This window comes from Sphingomonas metalli (assembly GCF_014641735.1).
Classification (GTDB): Bacteria; Pseudomonadota; Alphaproteobacteria; order Sphingomonadales; family Sphingomonadaceae; genus Sphingomonas; species Sphingomonas metalli.
The window spans coordinates 199,801-218,631 of record NZ_BMIH01000004.1 but is presented as its reverse complement, the minus strand read 5'-3'; the positions used below and the strand labels follow the sequence as shown (position 1 = coordinate 218,631).

The window sequence follows — 18,831 nt, the reverse complement described above, 5'->3', positions numbered from 1 at the left end:
CGAAAGGGGCGCGGCGCGGCGGGGGATCCCCGCGCGCGACGCGCCCCTTGCTGCCGCCGCCGCCCCGATCGGGGCGACCGGCGGATATCGTCAGGCGACGACCTTCATCTTCTCGGCCGCGACCGCGACGCGGTTCGAGATCGGCTGCGCGACCTCGCCGGCCAGCTTCAGCGACGCCTCGGTCCCGCGCGAGGCCTGGGCGACCATCGCGTCGAAGCTCGAGCGGACATAGTCGGCCTGGAACTTCATCAGCTCGGTCGGCGACTTGATCGCGGCGAGCGTGCGCATCGCCTGGGTCGCGTCCTCGAACGACGACTTCCAGTAGGCGGCCGCGTCCTGGCCGAGCGTCTCGAAGCCCTTGGCGGCGATCTTCGACGATTCGACGACCGCCTCGACATTGCCCTTGCCGAACTCGGTCAGCTCCTGGAAGAACTTCGCGCCCTTCTCCATCGCGCCCTTGGCGCGATCGTTGGCGTCGGCGAACATGGCCTGGGTCTTCTCGGCGCTGTTCTGGATGGTATCCATGATCGTCTGCTCCTGCTTGGCGTGGACGGCTTGTGCCGCGGTCGTTGTGGTTTCGGCGATGTGGGCGACCGTCGCCTCGGCGGACCCGGTCACCTGCTCGGCGGTCTCGGCCGCCTGTGTCTGAAGCGTCTCGACGGCGTCCTGCGCGGTCTCGGCGAGCGACTCGGCCGACGCGCTCGTCGTCCCGGCCACGTCCGCGGCCGCCTCGACGGCCACGGCCCGCGCCGGCTCGGCCTGCTGCACGATCTCGGGGATCGTGGCGGGCGCGGGTGCGGGCGAATCGATCGCGGGCGACTCGGCCTCGACCGGCTTCGCCTTGCGCACCGGCGCCTTACGGACCGGGCGGGCGAGGGCGGCGGGGACGTGCAGCGCCTGCTCGACCACCGTCTCGGGGTCGGGCAACACCGGCGCGGGCGACGCGAGCGGCGCGACGATACCCGGAATTCCCGCGCTCGCCGGCGCGGGCGCGCGCTTCGGGCGCTTGTTACTGGGTGCAGCCATGCATCCGCCTCCAACTCTGCTGCGGCGCAACATAGTAGATCGAAACGGCGGAAACAAGCCCTTTTGTGCAGTGCAACAAAAGCGTCAGCGCTGCGTCACATAGCGCCCCGGCGCCGGCTCGAGCGCGGGCAGCGCGCCCTCGCCCGGCACCCGCGCCCCGGTGGCGGGCACCTGCCCGCCGCCCCGCTGCGCCAGCCAGGCCTGCCAGTCGGGCCACCAGCTGCCCTTGGTCTCGGTCGCCCCGGCGACGAAGTCCGCCAGCGACTCGGCGGGCGCGTCGTTGGTCCAATATTGGTATTTGCCCGCGGCCGGCGGGTTGACCACGCCCGCGATATGCCCCGATCCCGCCAGCACGAAGCGGACCGGGCCGGCGAAATGCTGCGTCACCTTCCACACGCTTTCGGCCGGGGCGATATGGTCCTCGCGCCCCGCCTGGACATAGCTGGGGGTCGCCACGCGGGAGAGGTCGATCGGCGTCCCGTCGACGCTGATCGCGCCCGGCTTCACCAGCAGATTGTCGCGATACAGGTCGGTCAGGTACGACAGGTGCCACTTGGCCGGCAGGTTGGTGATGTCGCCGTTCCAGTGGAGCAGGTCGAACGGCGCATAGTCCTTGCCGAGCAGGTAATTGTTGGTGACGTAGTTCCAGATCAGGTCGCGCCCGCGCAGCAGGTTGAAGGTCGCGGCCATGTAGCGCCCGTCGAGGAACCCCTCGGGCGACAGCGCCGCGATCATCGCCAGCTGCTCGTCGTCGACGAAATGCTTCAGCTCGCCCGCCTCGGCGAAGTCGACCTGCGCGGTGAAGAAGGTGGCGCTGGCAACCCTGTCCGCCTCTCCCCGCGCCGCGAGCAGCGCCAGCGTCGCCGCCAGCGTCGTCCCCGCGACGCAATAGCCGATCGTATGCACCGCCTTCACGCCCAGTAGGTCGCGCACCGTCTCGATCGCATCGATCTGCGCGCGGACATAATCGTCCCAGCTCACATCCTTCATCGACGCGTCGGCCGAGCGCCACGAGACCATGAATACGGTCAGCCCCTGCTGCGTCGCCCAGCGGATGAAGCTCTTCTCGGGCGTCAGGTCGAGGATGTAGAAGCGGTTGATCCAGGGCGGAAAGATCACCAGCGGCGTGTCCGCCACCGTGTCGGTGACGGGGGCGTACTGGATCAGCTCGTAGAGCGGCGTGCGCTTCACCACCTGCCCCGGCGTCGTCGCCAGGTCCCGCCCGACCTGGAAGGCGCCGCCGTCGGTATGCGTCAGCTGCCCGCGCGCGATGTCGGCCAGCATATGCTGCAGACCCTTCATCAGATTCTCGCCGCGCGTCTCGATCGTCCGCTCGATCACCTCGGGATTGGTCCAGGGGAAGTTGGCGGGGCTCATCGCCTCCACCAGCGCGCGGGTGGCGAAGCGGATCTTCTCCTTCTGCGCCGGCTCGACGCCGTCCAGCGCATCGATCCCGCGCAGCAGATGGTCGGCGATCGTCTGGTAGCTCTGCCGGACGAGGTCGAAGGCCGGCTCGCGCCATGCCTCCGCCCGAAACCGCTTGTCGGCCGGCGGCGCCCCCGGCTCGGCCGCACCGCCGGGCGTCAGGAATCGCTGCCACAGCGTCAGGCTGTCGCTCCAGAAATCATGCAGCCGTTCGATCGTCGCGGCATCGTTGACGCCGGGCACCTCGGGCAGCGCGGCGAGGCCCTGCTCCATCATCATCTGCTGCATCCGCCCGATCACCCAGGTCCAGTGCTGCATCTCCTCGAGGCTGGGAAAGCCGGCCGCCGCGCCGGGCGTCCCGCCCTGCTCGGGCGGCGCGGTGTCGGTGGGCGAAGCGGCCATGATTGCTCTCCTGTCTGGTCCCCAACCTAGGCTTGTGGGGCGGTGCAGGGAAGGGTTGTGGCGTGCCTGCCGCTTTGGGCGTACACGGACGAGGCAACCGCAAGAGGAAGCCATGTCCGACGAATTCTACCGCATGAAGCGCCTGCCGCCCTATGTCATCGCCGAGGTCAATGCGATGCGGGCACAGGCGCGTGCGGGGGGTGAGGACATCATCGACCTCGGCATGGGCAATCCCGACCTGCCGCCGCCGCCGCACGTCATCGAGAAGCTGGTGGAGGTCGCGACCAAGCCCTCCGCGCACGGCTATTCCCAGTCCAAGGGGATTCCGGGCCTGCGCCGCGCCCAGGCGAATTATTACGGCCGCCGCTTCGGGGTCGATGTCGATCCGGAGACGGAGGTGGTCGTCACCATGGGGTCGAAGGAGGGGCTCGCCAGCCTCGCCACCGCGATCACCGCGCCGGGCGACGTGGTGCTCGCGCCCAACCCCTCCTACCCGATCCACACCTTCGGCTTCATCATCGCCGGCGCGACGATCCGCGCGGTGCCGACCACGCCCGACGAACACTATTTCGAGAGCCTCCAGCGCGCGATGGAGTTCACCATCCCGCGCCCCTCGGTGCTGGTCGTCAACTATCCGTCGAACCCGACCGCCGAGACGGTCGACCTCGCCTTCTACGAGCGCCTCGTCGCCTGGGCGAAGGAGAACGGGGTCTGGATCATCTCCGACCTCGCCTATTCGGAGCTGTATTTCGACGGCAAGCCGACCGTCTCGATCCTCCAGGTGAAGGGCGCGAAGGACGTCGCGATCGAGTTCACCTCGCTCAGCAAGACCTATTCGATGGCCGGCTGGCGGATCGGCTTCGCGGTCGGCAACGCCAAGCTGATCGCGGCGATGACGCGGGTGAAGTCGTATCTCGATTACGGCGCCTTCACCCCCATCCAGGCCGCCGCCTGCGCCGCGCTCAACGGGCCGCAGGACATCGTCGAGGCGAACCGCCAGCTCTACCACAAGCGCCGCGACGTGCTGGTCGAGAGCTTCGGCCGCGCCGGCTGGGACATTCCCTCGCCGCCCGCCTCGATGTTCGCCTGGGCGCCGCTGCCCCCGGCGCTGCGCCATCTCGGCAGCCTCGAATTCTCCAAGCAGCTCCTCACCCATGCCAAGGTCGCGGTCGCGCCGGGGGTGGGCTATGGCGAGAATGGCGAGGGCTATGTGCGGATCGCCATGGTCGAGAACGAGCAGCGCCTGCGCCAGGCGGCGCGCAACGTGAAGCGCTATCTGCAATCGATGGGGGTGAATACGCCGGGGGGTCAGGCGGCGGGGTGAGGGTCTGAAGCCTCCCCGCTACCCCTAAGCGCCACCCCCGACCGCTTCCCCCCAAACCGTTCGTGCTGAGCGACGTCGAAGCACAGGTGAGTCTCAAGCCCTTCGACTGCGCTCAGGGCGAACGATTCGAAGCGGGTCGACCTGACGTCATCCGGCTCTCGGGTTCAATTCCCTGAGCCAATATCGTCATCCCAGCGCAGGCTGGGATCTCCCGGTAATAGCACGGGACCAGAGCCGCACGAGGCCCCAGCCTGCGCTGGGGCGACGCTAATGGCCAAGCGGATCAGGCTCCGCAGCCCAAAAAGAGCGCAGTGTGTCGACACGCTCAGCACGAACGGGGTGGAGCGTCGCGATCGCCAGCCGACCGAAGATCCACCCCAAAAACCACGGGCGGCGCCTTCTGAAAGGAAGCACCGCCCGCAGCCCGTAGTGACACAATGAATGTGTACAGCCGCGAATGCGGACTGCAAGTGTCTCGCTAACGCCTAAATCGTACCAAATTGTGTCTATTCGGCGGGTGATCCGGTAACATCCCGTCGGCGAGAGGCCTTCGAACCCACGTCATCCCGCCAGGAACGGCGCCGCGATATCCTCGCGCACGCGCAGCAGCCGCCCGGTGGCGCGGTCGATCAGCGCCCAGGTCGTCACCGCCTCCACCTTCACCCGGCCATCGTCGCCGGTGAAGCGGACATGCCGGTCGAAGCGCGCGCCCTTCGGCACGCCGACCCAGGTCTCCGCGGTCACCCCCTCGCCCTCGGCCAGGTTGCCGCGATAGTCGATCGCGTGCCGGGTCACCACCCAGGCATAGGCGGCTTGGTGCGCGGCCGGCGCCACCGATGCCCAATGGGCGGTGGCGATGTCCTGGATCCAGCGGACCCAGACCGCATTGTTGACATGGCCCAGCTCGTCGATGTCCGCCGCCGCGGCGACGAAGCGCATCGCGAAGCGGCTCACGCGTTCCGCCTCCAGCGGCGGATCTGCCCCCAGCCGAGCAGCAGCAGCACCGCCCCCAGCCCCGCGAGCACCAGCGTCGTGCCCGAGGGGCGATAGCGGTGGAACAGCGCCTCCAGCCCGTCGCCGAAGACATAGCCGAGCCCGGTGAAGGTCACGCCCCAGACGATCGCGGCAAGCGCGTTGAGCGCCAGGAACTGGCGGTGCGCGACCGACGTCGTGCCGATCGCGATCGGGCTGATCGTGCGAAGCCCGTAGAGGAAGCGGAAGCCGAGGATGAACCCGGTCGGCCGCCGCTCGAACGCGGCGAGCGCGCGGGCGAAGGCGGGGCGCGCCATGATCCGCCGCACCCGCGGATGATGGCGGAAGCGGCGCCCGATCAGGAAGAAGAGCTGGTCGGCGACGAACGAGCCCGCCACCGCGACGGCGGCCGCCCCGGCCAGCGGCAGCAGCCCGCGATGCGACAGGATGCCGCCGGTCACCACCGCCGTCTCCCCCTCCAGCCCCGCGCCGAAGAACAGGGCGATCAGGCCGTAGCGCGCGATGATCGCCTCGATCGTCACCCTGCCGTCAGGCCTCCACGCCCAGCTGCCACAGGACGAAGGCATGTTCCTCCGCCACTTCGCGCAAGGATTCGAACCGGCCCGACTTGCCGCCATGGCCCGCGCCCATGTTGATCTTGAGCAGCAGGACAGTGTCGTCGGTCTTGGTGGCGCGCAGCTTCGCGGTCCACTTGGCCGGCTCCCAATAGGTGACGCGCGGATCGTTGAGCCCGCCGGTCACGAACAGCGGCGGATAGGCCTGCGCACGGACATTGTCATAGGGGCTGTAGGAGGCGATCAGGTCGAACGCCGCCGTGTCCTCGATCGGATTGCCCCATTCGGGCCATTCGCCCGGCGTCAGCGGCAGCTCGGCGTCGAGCATCGTGTTGAGCACGTCGACGAACGGCACGTCGGCAACCACCGCGCCCCACAGGTCGGGATCGCTGTTGGCCACCGCGCCCATCAGCTCGCCGCCCGCCGAGCCGCCGGCGATCGCGATCCGCCCCTTGCCGGTCCAGCCGCCGTCGATCAGCCCCTTGGCCACGTCGACGAAGTCGTTGAAGGTGTTGGTTCTCTTCTCCAGCTTGCCGTCATGATACCATTGCTGGCCCAGGTCGTCGCCGCCCCGGATATGCGCGATGGCGAAGGCGAAGCCGCGGTCGAGCAGGCTCAGCCGCCCGGTCGAGAAGCCCGGCGGCACGGCATGGCCATAGGCGCCATAGGCATAGAGATAGAGCGGCTCCGTCCCGTCGCGCACGAAGCCGGCCGGATAGACGATCGAGACCGGGATCTCCGTCCCGTCGCGCGCCGCGATCTTGAGCCGTTCGGTGCGATAGCGCGTCCCGTCATAGCCCGACGGGATCTCCTGCACCTTGCGCACGGTCAGCTGTCGCGTCGCCACGTCATAGTCGTAGACGGTGCCGGGCGTGACCATTGATTCATAGCCGAGGCGCAGCACGTCCATCGCATATTCGGGATTGTCGCCCAGCCCCGCGGTATAGCTCGCCTCCGGAAAGTCGATCCGCTCCGCCACGGTCGGCGCGTCGTAGCGGTGGATGGCGATCCGATCGAGCCCGTCCTCGCGCCCCTCCACCACGAAGAAGTCGCGGAAACACTCCACCCCGGTCATGTAGAAATGCGGGTTCGGCCCGACCAGCTCGCGCCACTCCCCCGGCGCGTCGAGCGTCGCGGTGCACAGGCGGAATTGCGGGTCCGTGTCGTTGGTGTGGATGAACAGCGTGCCGTCATGCTCGTCCACATCATATTCGCGCCCCTCCCGGCGGGGCGCGATCAGGATCGGCGCGGCGGTCGGGTCGCCGGCCGGCACCAGCCGCACCTCGCTGGTATTGTGGTCGCCGGTCGCGATCACGATCCAGTTGCGCGCGCTCGTCTCCCCGACCGAAACGCGATAGCCCTCGTCCGCCTCGCGATAGAGTTCGACATCCGCCTCGATCGGCGTGCCGATCCGGTGGAGCCGGGCATTGTCGGTCCGCCACTGGTCGTTGGCGAGGCCATAGAGGAACGCGCTGTCGTCCGCGGTCCAGACTATGTCGGAAAGCATGCCGGGGATCGTGTCCGGCAGCAGCGCGCCGGTGGTCAGGTCCTTCACATGGATGGTGAACCGCTCCGCGCCCGAATCGTCGATCGCATAGGCGAGCAACCGTCCGTCGTTGCTGACCGCGAAGGCGCCCAGCCGGAAATACTCCTTGCCCTCGGCCAGCGCCGGCTCGTCGAGCAGCAGTTCGTCGGGCCCGCCCGCGACCGGTCGCCGCCACCACTGGCGATACTGGCCGCCCGTCTCGAACGCGGTCCAGTAGAGCCAGTCGCCATCCTTTTGCGGCACGGACGAATCGTCTTCCTTGATCCGCGCCTTCATCTCTTCGTAGAGCCGGTCGACCAGCGGCCGGTGCGGCGCCATCACGCTCTCGAAATAGGCGTTCTCCGCCTCGAGATAGGCGAGGATCGCCGGGTCGTTCACCTCGGGATAGTCGGGGTCCTTCAGCCAGGCATAGGGATCCTCCACCGTGCGGCCATGCACGGTAAAGGCATGCGGCCGCCGCTCGGCGACGGGGGGAACGGGACGGGAGGAATCGGTCATCGCACCGGCCATAGCGCGCGATGGTTAAGGGCACAGCCTGAATCGGGGTTGAAGCGAATGGCTGTTACCGAGGGGTGCCGCGGGAGTTCGTCGACCGGCATAAGAGGTTGATCTGCTCCGCCCCACACCCGTCACCCCGGCGAAGGTCGGGGCCCAGTCGGGTGGAACTTCGCAGTGACGTGCCGCTCCCTCCCCAAAGGCTTCTGCCTTCACGAAGCCGTGGCTCGAAGCGGACGCCTGTCGCAAACACCCGTCACCCCGGACCTGTTCCGGGGTCCACCGTCCCACAAACTCATGGGCCTGATCCTATTCGCCACGGTGGATGCCGGAACAGGTCCGGCATGACGAGTGGGCCCCAACCCCCTTCACATCCGGTACACCCCGCCCCAGCTATGACCCGCTTATGTTCCCCACCCCCGGCTCGGAGCCCGTCCCCTATCTGATCGCCGCGCTCGTCGTGGCGGTCATCCTCGTCGCGCGGCGGGTGCCGATCCTCGGCGGGCTGGTGCGCGTCGCCACCTGGGGGGCGCTGGCGCTGCTGCTCGTCGTGGTGCTGGGCGAGCGGGCGAGCTTCGACCCCTATCTCGGCCGGATCGCGGCCTTTCTGAAGCTGGAGGACCAGAAGGTCGTCGGCGACACGATGCGCATCCGGATGAGCCCCGACGGCCATTTCTGGGTGCGGGTGACGCTGGGCGGGATCGAGCGGCGGATGCTGGTCGACAGCGGCGCCACCGTCACCGCCGTCTCCACCGCCACCGCCCGCGCGGCGGGGCTGACGCCCGACGAGGGGATCGTGCCCGTGCTGCTGCGCACCGCCAACGGCACCGTCCAGGCGCAGACCGGCACCGTGCCCGAACTGCGCCTCGGCAACATCGTCGCGCGCGACCTGCCGGTGGTGGTCTCACCCGCCTTCGGCGACATCAACGTGGTGGGCATGAACTTCCTGTCGCGGCTCAAATCCTGGCGCGTGGAAGGCGACACGCTGATCCTCGTCCCGCACCATCCGCAGGATCGGCCCACGGGTCATACATCCGGCGACGCCGCCTAGGGGCCGGTTCGCCCCATCCGGATCGTCGCCCCGACAGTGGCCGGGCCCTCTCGCGGTTCATGCCGGCGCGCATGATCGCGCGGCCCCGGCCTTGGCGGCGATACCGGGTCCTGTCCTGAGCGCCAACGGATCCTAGCGCTTGATGACGTCGCTCGTCGCCTGTTCGCCCGCCGTGCAATCGCGCACCCGCCGGGCGACGATCTGGCGCGTCTCGTGGCTGGTGGCGCCCGATCGCATGTCGGTCACGCTGATGTCGGCGGTCGCCGCATAGCGAACCGCAGTGTAGCGGCCGGCGAGCGACCCGCGATACAGGCTGCCGCGCGGTCCCACGCAGCGAAGCGCGCCGCTGATCGTGCCGCCGCCGGGCGTCATCTTCCAGCCGCAGCGTAGCGTCTCCGACTCGACGGCAGGCGGCGTCGCAGCGGCGGGAGCGCTCGCCCCGCCCGGCAACGCGGCACCGCTCGCCGCCGTCGGCGCGGCTCCTTCCGCCCGGCTCAGTGGCGACTCCGCATTTTCGAGCGGATTGGCCTTCATGAGGAGCGCCAGCGCCGAGGCGGGGGTTTCCGTCGCAATGCAGCGCCGCCACGATACCGGGCTCCCCGCCCCACGCAGCGCGCCGTCGCTACTGTCCGACGCGGTGCGCCACGACGAGACCAGCCACAGCCCGGCGTCCGGCTGCACCGCCTTGCGGCCGCGGACGACGATTGCATCCGGCGGGTCGCCCGGCGTCTCCGGCAGATCGTCCGCCCCTTTTGTGAACGCGCCGGCCTTCACCAGGCCCTGTAACCGGCGCAGATAGGGTCCGACGCAGCGATTGGCGTCCGGTCGCGTTACCGCGCCGCCCTCGACGCAGCGCTGGATCAACAGGCAGATCGCCTCGTCGACCTCGTCGTCGCCGGTCGATGGCGACACCTCGCAGTCGAGCAGTTCGCGATCCTTGTTCATCATCTGGATGTTGAGGCGAGCAAAGCGGGACGCCACCTCGTCCCATGTGGGCCCGGCGACGGCCGGCGGAGCCGGGGTGCCGGACACGGGTGCGATCGCCACGGCGAGGGCCGCCAGCATGGCCGTCGCCGGAACGGCAGAACCGCGCATCACCCTCTCCCCGTCTTCGGACCACGCCCTATCCTCCGGTCTGGCGCCGCTTCCGACAAGGGACGGACCGGCGGGGCTTCGGGACAGGGCGCGTGCCGGGTGACGCGGTATAAGGCCAGGGACGATCGCCGACGCGGCCGGGCCGGTCCGTGTTCCGCACACCGCGCGACATGGCCGGGTCGAAGCCGCGCGGATCGAGCCATCGCAAGGGGATTACGCACGTCGCCGAAATCGACGCCCCGATCCTGCCCGAACGGATGCCCTTAGAAGCGGAAGGCCGTCCCCACATACACCGCCTGGCTGTCGCGGCGCTGGTCGATCTGCGTCAGCCGGTCGCGATCCGCGCGGTAGCGGACGCCGGCGGTGACGTCGATGTTGCGGGTCAGGCGATAGGAGCCGCCCAGATCGAGCGAATAGCCCGGATCGCCCGAGACGAGCCGCGGCACGCCGGCGAGCGGCTGGTCGGCCTCGGCCTTGACCCGGCCGGTCCAGCGCGGCGTCGAATAGCTGACCGTCACGTCCGCCGAGTCGCGACCGCCGGGCTGGCCCATCAGGTCGACGCGCTTGACGTCGCCGGCCACCGCGAATCGCTTCCAGCCGAGCGACATGCCGAGGTTGTACGCGATCGGCGCGATCCCGACCGCGGCATCGGTCGCCAGCCCGCGCGCCGTCGTCCCGCGCACCGCCCGCGCCCGGACGGCGACGGTCACCGCGCGCGAGTCGCGGCGCGATTCGGCGGGGGTGAAGCGGAACTGGGCCGCGTCGATGCCGCCGCGCGCCAGCATGGCGGCGAGTCGCGGATCGCCCGCGGCGGGGGTGAAGCTGCCGACGGTGCGGGTGGCGGAGGCGCGCGGTGCGACCTGCGCGCGGTCCTGATCGGTCGCGCCGAAGGCAGGCGCGACGAGAGCGCCGACGGCCGCGAGGCCCGCCGTTGCGATCCCGATCATCACGCGCCCAGCGCTCACCGTTCCTACTCCCTGGCGGTCTCTTATGCCCCGAACCGGCCCTAGCAGACTTTGATCCGTTAGCGCCACCAGCTTGGTCGGAATTCGGTCAGGTGTTGCATAGGTCACACAGGCTGCCAAAACCGGGGCGACCGCGTCGCCCGTGGTGTGCAAGGGGCAGCGGGCGCCCCGCTTGCCGCTGGGGGCGGCGGGCGATAGAGGCGGTCAGTCGCTCCCTTCGCGCAGGATTTCCGCCATGTTCCGCCCTTCCGCCCTTGTCACCGGGCCCGTCATCGCGATCGCCGCCCTTTCGCTCGCCGCCTGCGCCAGCAAGAAGGACCGGCCCGCCCCCGATCTCGCCGCCTCACGCGTGACGACGATCGGCGTGAACTCCTATCTGTGGCGCGCCACGCTCGACACGCTGTCGTTCATGCCGCTGGTGCAGACCGACTCGAACGGCGGCGTCATCGTCACCGACTGGTACGCCAATCCGCAGGCGCCGAATGAGCGGGTGAAGTTCACCGTCACCATCCTCGACCAGGATCTGCGCGCCGACGCGATCCGCGTCGCCGGGCTGCGCCAGGTCAACCAGGGCGGCCAGTGGGTCGCCGCGCCGATGACCGCCGCGACCACGCAGAAGCTGGAGGACCTGATCCTCACCCGCGCCCGCGACCTGCGGCGGACCTCGGTCGCCGGCTGAGGCTGACGCTGCGATGAGCCGGTACAATGCCCTGAAGGCGGACGCCCATTGGCAGGGCGAGTGGGACGCGCGGCGCACCTTCGCCGCCGACGATCACAGCCCCAAGCCGCGCGCCTATGTCCTCGAGATGTTCCCCTATCCCTCGGGGCGCATCCATATGGGCCATGTCCGCAACTATACGATGGGCGACGTGCTGGCGCGCTATCGGCGGATGACCGGGCACGAGGTGCTGCACCCGATGGGCTGGGACGCCTTCGGCATGCCGGCCGAGAATGCCGCGATGGAAAAGGGCACGCATCCCGGCACCTGGACCCGCGCCAATATCGCGACGATGAAGGCGCAGCTGAAGCGCCTCGGCTTCGCGCTCGACTGGACGCGCGAGCTGGCGACCTGCGAGCCCGACTATTATGGCCACGAACAGGCGCTGTTCCTCGACCTGTTCGCCGGCGGCCTCGTCTATCGCAAGGAATCGGCGGTCAACTGGGACCCGGTCGACATGACCGTGCTCGCCAACGAGCAGGTGATCGACGGCCGCGGCTGGCGCTCGGGCGCGCTGGTCGAGAAGCGCAAGCTCAACCAGTGGTTCCTGAAGATCACCGACTTCGCCGACGACCTGCTCGACGGCCTCGCCGAGCTGAAGGACTGGCCCGACAAGGTCCGGCTGATGCAGGAAAACTGGATCGGCCGCAGCCAGGGCCTCACCTTCTCCTTCCAGCTCCTCCCCGCTGGCGGGGAGGAGCGGATCGACGTCTACTCGACCCGCCCCGACACGATCTTCGGCGCGAGCTTCGTCGCCATCGCCGCCGATCACCCGATCGCCCGCGCGCTCGCCGAGACGCGCGAGGACGCTGCCGAATTCATCGCCCGCTGCAAGGCGGGCGGCACCACCGCGGCCGAGCTGGAGACGCAGGAGAAGCTGGGCTTCGACACCGGCCTGACCGTCCGGCACCCCTTCGATCCCGCCTGGACCCTGCCCGTCTACATCGCGAACTTCGTGCTGATGGAGTACGGCACCGGCGCGGTGATGGGCGTGCCGGCGCATGACCAGCGCGATCTCGATTTCGCGCGCAAATACGGCCTCGCCGTGCGCCGCGTCGTCTCCGACGGTGACCGCACCGATCCGGTGTTCGAGGGCGACGAGGCCTATACCGGCCCCGGCACCATCGTGAACTCGCATGTCCTCGACGGGATGGACGTGGCGGAGGCCAAGCGCGCCGTGATCGAACGCGCCGAGGCGGAGGGCTGGGGCAGCGGCACCACCGTCTACCGCCTGCGCGACTGGGGCGTCAGCCGCCAGCGTTACTGGGGCACGCCGATCCCGATCATCCACTGCGCCGCTTGCGGCGCGGTGCCGGTGCCGCGCGAGCAGCTGCCCGTCACCCTGCCCGAGGACGTGACCTTCGACGTCCCCGGCAACCCGCTCGACCGGCATCCGACGTGGAAGCACGTCGCCTGCCCGTCCTGCGGCGCGGACGCAGTGCGCGAGACCGATACGCTCGACACCTTCGTCGATTCGAGCTGGTATTTCATCCGCTTCGCCAGCCAGCCGGACGACAGGCCCTTCGACCGGGCGGTGGCCGAGCGCTGGCTGCCGGTGGGCCAGTATATCGGCGGGGTCGAACATGCGATCCTCCACCTCCTCTACGCCCGCTTCTGGACGCGAGCGTTGAAGCATATCGGCCGGCTCGACATCGCCGAGCCCTTCGCTGGCCTGTTCACGCAGGGCATGGTGACGCACGAGACCTACAGGGCGGAGGATGGCCGCTGGCTCTCCCCGCCCGAGGTGGCGGACGGCATCGAGATCGCCACCGGCGCGCCCGTCACAATCGGCCGCGTCGAGAAGATGTCCAAGTCGAAGAAGAACACCGTCGATCCCGAACCGATCGTCGACCAGTATGGCGCGGACGCGGTGCGCTGGTTCATGCTGTCGGACAGTCCGCCCGAGCGCGACCTCCCCTGGTCCGAGGCCGGGATCGAGGGCGCATGGCGCTTCGTCCAGCGGCTGTGGCGGATCGTCACCACGGATGCCGAGGGCGAGGGCGGGGATATCGCCCTGCGCAAGCTCGCCCACCGCACCGTCCGCGATGTCGCCGCGGATATCGAGGCGTTGCAGTTCAACAAGGCGGTGGCGCGGCTCTACACCCTCGCCTCGGCGATCGAGAAGGCGCAGCCCTCGGCCGATCGCCACGCCGCGGCGCATACGCTCCTCCTCCTCACCGCGCCGATGGTGCCGCATGTCGCCGAAGAGGCCTGGGCGGCGCGCGGCGGCGCGGGGCTGATCGCCGATGCCGCCTGGCCCGAAATCGATCCGGCGATGCTGGTCGACGACGAGGTGACCGTCGCCGTCCAGATCAACGGCAAGCTGCGCGACACGCTCACCCTGCCCAAGGGCGCGCCGAAGGAAGCGCTGGAAGCCGCCGCGCTCGCCAGCGACAAGATCGTCCGCGCGCTGGAGGGCAAGGCCCCGCGCAAGGTCATCGTGGTGCCCGACCGTCTGGTGAACCTCGTCGCATGATCCGTCCCGCGCTCCTCCTCCTCGCCGCCGCCGCGCTCTCCGGCTGCGGCCTGCGTCCGCTCTATGGCGGGGGCAGCGGCGGCACCGTCGCCGCGGCGCTGGCGGAGGTCGAGGTCGCGCCGATCGAGGGCAAGGCGGGCTGGCTGATGGCCAATGCGCTGCGCGACCGGCTCGGCCAGCCGAGCGCGCCGCGCTATCGCCTCGTGGTGCGGCTCGACGACCAGATCAGCGGCCTCGGCGTACGGCGGGACGACAGCGTCACCCGCGAACGCCGCATCCTGCGCGCCCGCTACCAGCTGATCGATGCGAGCGCGGACCGGCTGCTGCTCGACGCCACCGCCGGCTCGGATGCCGGCATCGACGTCGTCCAGTCCTCCGAATATGCCACGATCGCGGCGGAGAATACCGCGCTCGAACGCCTGTCGGGGATCGTCGCGGACGAGATTGTCGCCCGCCTCGCCCTCTATGCGCGCAATCCCTCGCCGCCCCCGCCGGTGCCGGTCGCGACTCCCAGCCCGACCCCCGTCGTCGGGACGCCGTGAAGGCCAGCGCCAACCAGATCCGCCAGGCGCTCGCCGCGCCGCGCCCGCCGGTCCGCCTCTACCTCCTCCATGGTCCCGACGAGGCCGGCGCGGCCGCGCTCGCCGCCTTGGTCGGACAGGCGATGGGCGATCGGGCGGAGCGGGTCGATCTCGACGGCGCCACGCTGCGCTCCGATCCCGCCCGCCTGTCGGACGAGGCCGCCGCGCTGTCGCTGTTCGGCGATCCGCGCTGGATCCGGGTCAGCGGCGCGGGCGAGGAGAGCCTGACCGCACTCGCCGCGCTGCTGGAGGCGGAGGCGGTCGCCCATCCGGTCGTCGCGCTCGCGCCCTCGGTTCGCACGACTGCGAAGATCGTCAAGCTCGCGACCGACTCGCCGCTGGCCATGGCCTATGGCTGCTACGCCCCGACCGCGCAGGATGCCGAGCGGCTGGCGGCGACGCTGGCGGGCGAGCAGGGCCTGCGCCTCGCCCCCGGCACCGCCGCGCGGCTCGTCGCGGCGGCGGGCGGCGACCGCGCGGTAATGGCGCGCGAGATCGAGAAGCTCGCCCTCTACTGCGACGCCGCGCCCGATCGCCCGCGTGAGCTCGACCATGACGCGATCGACGCGGTCGGCGCCGATCTGGACGAGGCCGAAGCCACCCGCGCGGTCGAGGCGCTGGTCGAGGGCCAGCCCGACCGACTCGCCGCCGAGCTCGCCCGGCTGGGAGAGACGGGCACCTCCCCCATCCCGTGGTTGCGCCAGATCGCCCGCCGCCTCGTCGCGCTCGCCGAGATGCGCGCCGAGATCGCCGCGGGCGACACGCCCGACGCCGTCATGAAGCGCCACCGCGTCTTCTTCCGCGAGGAGGCCGCCACCGCCCGCGCGCTGCGCCGCTGGACCCCCGCCATGCTCGCCGACGCCCTCGCCCGCATCCGCGGGGCGGAGCGTGCGATCATGGCGTCGGGCAATGCCGGCCCGGTACTGGCCGAACAGGCGACGCTGGCCCTGGCACGGGCGCTGGCGCGACGCGGCTGAGGGCGCGAGCGTCTGCAATCCCGTGGCCGAGCCTTTCGCGGCCCCAGCCCTGATCCTCGCCAAGGATCCCGGTCTTCGCAGGACCTTTGCAAATAGCTCGGAGTCCACTTCACTTCCGTCATTACCGCGAAGGCGAGACCTCTGCGAAGGTCCGAGCACCCACCATTTTGCGTCCACCCCGGCGCAGGCCGGGGTCCAGCTGGGCGAAGCTTTGCAATGACTTACTGCCGTTGCCCAACTGGACCCCGGCCTTCGCCGGGGTGGACGGAAGACTTCCCAGGGGTCTCGCGAAGGCAGGGATCCATAGCCTCAGACGTTGCGAGTTATGCGGCAAGCTCCCGCGCGTCTGGCTCCCCGCCTGCGCGGGGATGACGGAAGCATGTGTGGAAAGGTCTTACCCCCCCAACCCCTTTCGTCGCCCCGGCGCAGGCCGGGGCCTCCCGCGGCTCCTGCCCCGATCCTTGCCGAAACGGCGAGCCCACCGCCTATCGCGGCAGCGCCGCCCCGGCCTGTGCGGTGAAATCCGCCGAAGTGCCCGGCGCGCCCGTATCCGGCTGTCCCGATCCCACCGTCACCCGGTAGTGCCCCGCCGCGACCGCGCGGGTCCCGTCGAGCGCCACCGAGCTGAGGTCGCGCGGCGTGAGGTCGAAGCGGAGCGTGCGCGTCTCGCCCGGCTTGAGCGCCACCCGCTGGAAGCCGCGCAGCGCCACTCGCGGCGCACCCGGCACGTCGGGGAAGTTGAGGTAGAGCTGCGCCACCTCCTCGCCCGCACGGTCACCGCTGTTGGTCAGCTGCGCCGTCACCTGCAGCCCCTGCGCGGCCCCGCCGGCCGCCGGCGTCACCCTCAGCGGCCCATAGGCGAAGCGCGTGTAGGACAGGCCGTGGCCGAAGGGATAGACGGGCTGGCCGGCGAAATAGCGATAGGTCCGCCCCGTCATCGCATAATCGCCGAAATCGGGCAGGTCGGCGACGCTGCGATAGAAGGTCAGCGGCAGGCGCCCGGAAGGATTGGTCTTGCCGGTCAGGATGTTGGCGACCGCCTGCCCGCCCGTCTCGCCCGGGTACCAGGCCTCCAGCGCCGCCGCGGCATGGTCCTTCGCCCAGCTCAGGTTGAGCGGGCTGCCGTTGAGCGTCACCACCACTACCGGCTTGCCCGTCGCGCGCGCGCGCTCCAGCATCGCCAGCTGGTCCGCGGGCAGCTCGACATCGGTCTTGTCGCCGCCCCTGAAGCCCGGCACCGACACGCCTGTCTCCTCCGCCTCCAGATCGGAGGTGAGGCCGACCACCGCGACGATCACATCGGCCCGTGCCGCCGCGGCTTCGAGATCGGCGTCGGGCGTCTTCGACACCCGCTTCCAGATCAGGTCGACCGCGCCGCCCTCGACCCGCAGCGCGTAGCGGCGGCCGCCGACCAGATCGAGCGTCGTGAGGCTGCCGGCCGGTGAGGACTCCCCCTTCAACGCCTTGCCGTCGAGCATCAGCGTGCCGCCCCAGCCGGCCAGGCCCAGCCGATAGGTGCCACTGGCCGGCGGCACCAGATAGCCCGTCCAGACGGTGCGGTGGACGTCCTGCACCTGCGGCAGCGCGAGGTTGCGGTCGCCGATATCGGGCTCGACCCGCGACACGACCGGGGTGGCGGCATAGGTCGCCGCGGCGATCGCCCGGTCGCGCGTGCCCGGCGCGAAGGCGGCCGGCAGCGGCGTGACCGGGTTGTAATAGTCGACCCGCACCCCCGGCTGGCCGTCGGGCGTGCGCAGCGCCGCGGTCGGCACCCGGTCGCCATCGGTGATGGAGGCGCCGAAGGGCACCAGCGTCACCCGCTCCGCCCCCAGTTCGGCGCGCAGGCCCTCCACCACCGATACGGGCGGGCCCGACAGCGCCGACGAATAGTTGCCGCGCAGCACCCGCGTCGCGTCGCCGAGCGGGCCGACCACCGCCACGCGCACTCCGGCCTTCAGCGGCAGCAGCCCGTCATTCTTGAGCAGCACCATCGAGCGCTCGGCGGTCGCCAGCGCCAGCGCGCGATGGGCGGGGCTTCCCACCACCGACGGGGGCAGCGCCGCGGGCGCCCCCGCCAGGCCGGGCAGGTCGCCGTTGCGATAGCGCGCCGCGAACAGGCGGACGAGCAGCCGGTCGACATCCGCCTCGGTGATCAGGTTGCGGCGCAGCGCCTCGGCATAGCGCTTCTCCAGGTCGGCGACGTAGAGCACCGTCTCGTAATTGCATTCATTGTCGACGCCGGCCCGGATCGCCGCCGCCACCGCCGCGGCGCGATCGGGGGCGTAATGATGGTTGTCGGCGATGTCCTTCACCGCATCGCAGTCGGAGACGACATAGCCCTTGAAGCCCCAGGCCTCGCGCAGGTGCGTCTTGAGCAGCAGGTCGCTGGCGCAGGCGGGCTGGCCGTCGATCCGGTTGTACGCGCACATGATCGATCCCGCCCGGCCCTCGACGATGGCGGCGCGGAAGGCGGGAAGGAACGTGTCCTCCAGATCGTGCGCCGAGACGAAGACGTTGGCCGAGTGGCGCGTCCCCTCCGGCCCGCTGTGCACCGCGAAATGCTTGGGCGTCGCGATCACCAGCGGGCGCTCGGGATCGGGGCCCTGTATGCCGCGGACATAGGCTACCCCGATCCGCGCGGTGAGGAACGGATCCTCGCCATAGGTTTCCTGCCCGCGGCCCCAGCGCGGATCGCGGAAGATGTTGATGTTGGGCGACCAGGTATCGAGCCCGGTGCCGATCCGCCCCAGCCGCCCGGTCTGCCGCGCGAGCGTGTGGAGCCCGCGCACCTCGGTGCCGATCGCCCCCGCGACCGCCTGCACCAGCGGTGCGTCGAAGGTGGCGGCCAGCCCGATCGGCTCGGGGAAGTTGGTCGTCTCGACCGGCCCCAGCGCGCCGTGGAGGGACTCGGTCCACCAGTTATAGGCGGGGATGCCGAGCCGCGGGATGGCCGGCGCGACGTTGAGGAGCTGCGGCAGCTTCTCCTCGATCGTCATCCGCGCCACCACCGCCCGCGCGAGCCGCGCCGCCGCATCGTCCTGCGCGGCCGCCGCCGCCACCGCGCTCTCGACCGGGGCCGGCGCGGGCTGCGCCGTCCCCGGTCCCGCCCCCGCCACCGCCGCCACCACCACGGTCGCCGCCGTCGCCAGCATCCGCCACCTGCCGCTCATCGTCATCCTGTCACTCCCGCCTCGGTCGGATCG

General features: G+C 70.4%; 14 protein-coding genes. 6 read left to right on the top strand and 8 right to left on the bottom strand.

Annotated elements, in window-relative coordinates; translation table 11 throughout:
• Positions 1-90: 90 nt before the first annotated feature.
• Both IEX18_RS15340 and IEX18_RS15335 read right to left on the bottom strand, forming a co-directional pair.
• The gene (locus IEX18_RS15340; RefSeq protein ID WP_188659625.1) at positions 91-1,026 is read right to left on the bottom strand and encodes a phasin family protein; all 936 of its coding nucleotides are present in this window, start codon (positions 1,024-1,026) and stop codon (positions 91-93) included.
• Between the two features lie 84 nt (positions 1,027-1,110).
• Positions 1,111-2,853 (bottom strand): PHA/PHB synthase family protein, encoded by a 1,743-nt coding sequence (locus IEX18_RS15335; protein WP_188659624.1) that lies wholly within the window; start codon positions 2,851-2,853, stop codon positions 1,111-1,113.
• 112 nt (positions 2,854-2,965) lie between these two features.
• Between IEX18_RS15335 and IEX18_RS15330 the strand changes: the two genes are divergently transcribed.
• Positions 2,966-4,177, top strand: a complete 1,212-nt coding sequence (locus tag IEX18_RS15330) for an LL-diaminopimelate aminotransferase (protein WP_188659623.1) — start codon at positions 2,966-2,968, stop codon at positions 4,175-4,177.
• Positions 4,178-4,738: 561 nt separating this feature from the next.
• On the opposite strand, the gene IEX18_RS15325 is transcribed toward IEX18_RS15330, so the two are convergent.
• The 3 genes from IEX18_RS15325 to IEX18_RS15315 are packed head-to-tail and all read right to left on the bottom strand — an operon-like array spanning position 4,739 to position 7,768.
• Entirely contained in the window at positions 4,739-5,116 is a 378-nt protein-coding gene (locus IEX18_RS15325; protein WP_188660090.1) for an acyl-CoA thioesterase, read from the bottom strand.
• Between the two features lie 11 nt (positions 5,117-5,127).
• Positions 5,128-5,691: a DedA family protein gene (locus IEX18_RS15320; protein ID WP_188660093.1), complete on the bottom strand. Its 564-nt coding sequence runs from the start codon at positions 5,689-5,691 to the stop codon at positions 5,128-5,130.
• A 7-nt stretch (positions 5,692-5,698) separates the two neighbouring features.
• Positions 5,699-7,768 (bottom strand): S9 family peptidase, encoded by a 2,070-nt coding sequence (locus tag IEX18_RS15315; RefSeq protein WP_188659622.1) that lies wholly within the window; start codon positions 7,766-7,768, stop codon positions 5,699-5,701.
• A 403-nt stretch (positions 7,769-8,171) separates the two neighbouring features.
• Between IEX18_RS15315 and IEX18_RS15310 the strand changes: the two genes are divergently transcribed.
• Entirely contained in the window at positions 8,172-8,816 is a 645-nt protein-coding gene (locus tag IEX18_RS15310) for a retropepsin-like aspartic protease family protein (protein ID WP_188659621.1), read from the top strand.
• 132 nt (positions 8,817-8,948) lie between these two features.
• Here IEX18_RS15310 and IEX18_RS15305 read toward each other — a convergent pair whose 3' ends face one another.
• Positions 8,949-9,911 carry a hypothetical protein gene (locus tag IEX18_RS15305; protein WP_188659620.1) on the bottom strand — a complete coding sequence of 321 codons (963 nt, stop codon included), beginning with the start codon at positions 9,909-9,911 and terminating at the stop codon, positions 8,949-8,951.
• A 263-nt stretch (positions 9,912-10,174) separates the two neighbouring features.
• Complete coding sequence (locus tag IEX18_RS15300; RefSeq protein WP_308419353.1) at positions 10,175-10,876, bottom strand: hypothetical protein; 702 nt, start codon at positions 10,874-10,876, stop codon at positions 10,175-10,177.
• A gap of 235 nt (positions 10,877-11,111) precedes the next feature.
• Between IEX18_RS15300 and IEX18_RS15295 the strand changes: the two genes are divergently transcribed.
• Genes IEX18_RS15295 through holA form a run of 4 tightly spaced genes read left to right on the top strand, consistent with a single transcriptional unit; the run spans position 11,112 to position 15,628 of the window.
• Positions 11,112-11,555 carry a DUF3576 domain-containing protein gene (locus IEX18_RS15295; RefSeq protein ID WP_188659619.1) on the top strand — a complete coding sequence of 148 codons (444 nt, stop codon included), beginning with the start codon at positions 11,112-11,114 and terminating at the stop codon, positions 11,553-11,555.
• Positions 11,556-11,568: 13 nt separating this feature from the next.
• Positions 11,569-14,070, top strand: coding sequence for a leucine--tRNA ligase (leuS, locus tag IEX18_RS15290; protein ID WP_188659618.1), 2,502 nt, complete (start codon positions 11,569-11,571; stop codon positions 14,068-14,070).
• Complete coding sequence (gene lptE, locus IEX18_RS15285; RefSeq protein ID WP_188659617.1) at positions 14,067-14,612, top strand: LPS assembly lipoprotein LptE; 546 nt, start codon at positions 14,067-14,069, stop codon at positions 14,610-14,612. The genes leuS and lptE overlap by 4 nt, the downstream gene beginning before the upstream one ends.
• Positions 14,609-15,628: a DNA polymerase III subunit delta gene (holA, locus tag IEX18_RS15280; RefSeq protein ID WP_188659616.1), complete on the top strand. Its 1,020-nt coding sequence runs from the start codon at positions 14,609-14,611 to the stop codon at positions 15,626-15,628. Before lptE ends, holA begins: the two co-directional genes overlap by 4 nt.
• A gap of 485 nt (positions 15,629-16,113) precedes the next feature.
• On the opposite strand, the gene IEX18_RS15275 is transcribed toward holA, so the two are convergent.
• The gene (locus IEX18_RS15275) at positions 16,114-18,798 is read right to left on the bottom strand and encodes a glycoside hydrolase family 3 C-terminal domain-containing protein (protein WP_188659615.1); all 2,685 of its coding nucleotides are present in this window, start codon (positions 18,796-18,798) and stop codon (positions 16,114-16,116) included.
• Positions 18,799-18,831: the final 33 nt, after the last annotated feature.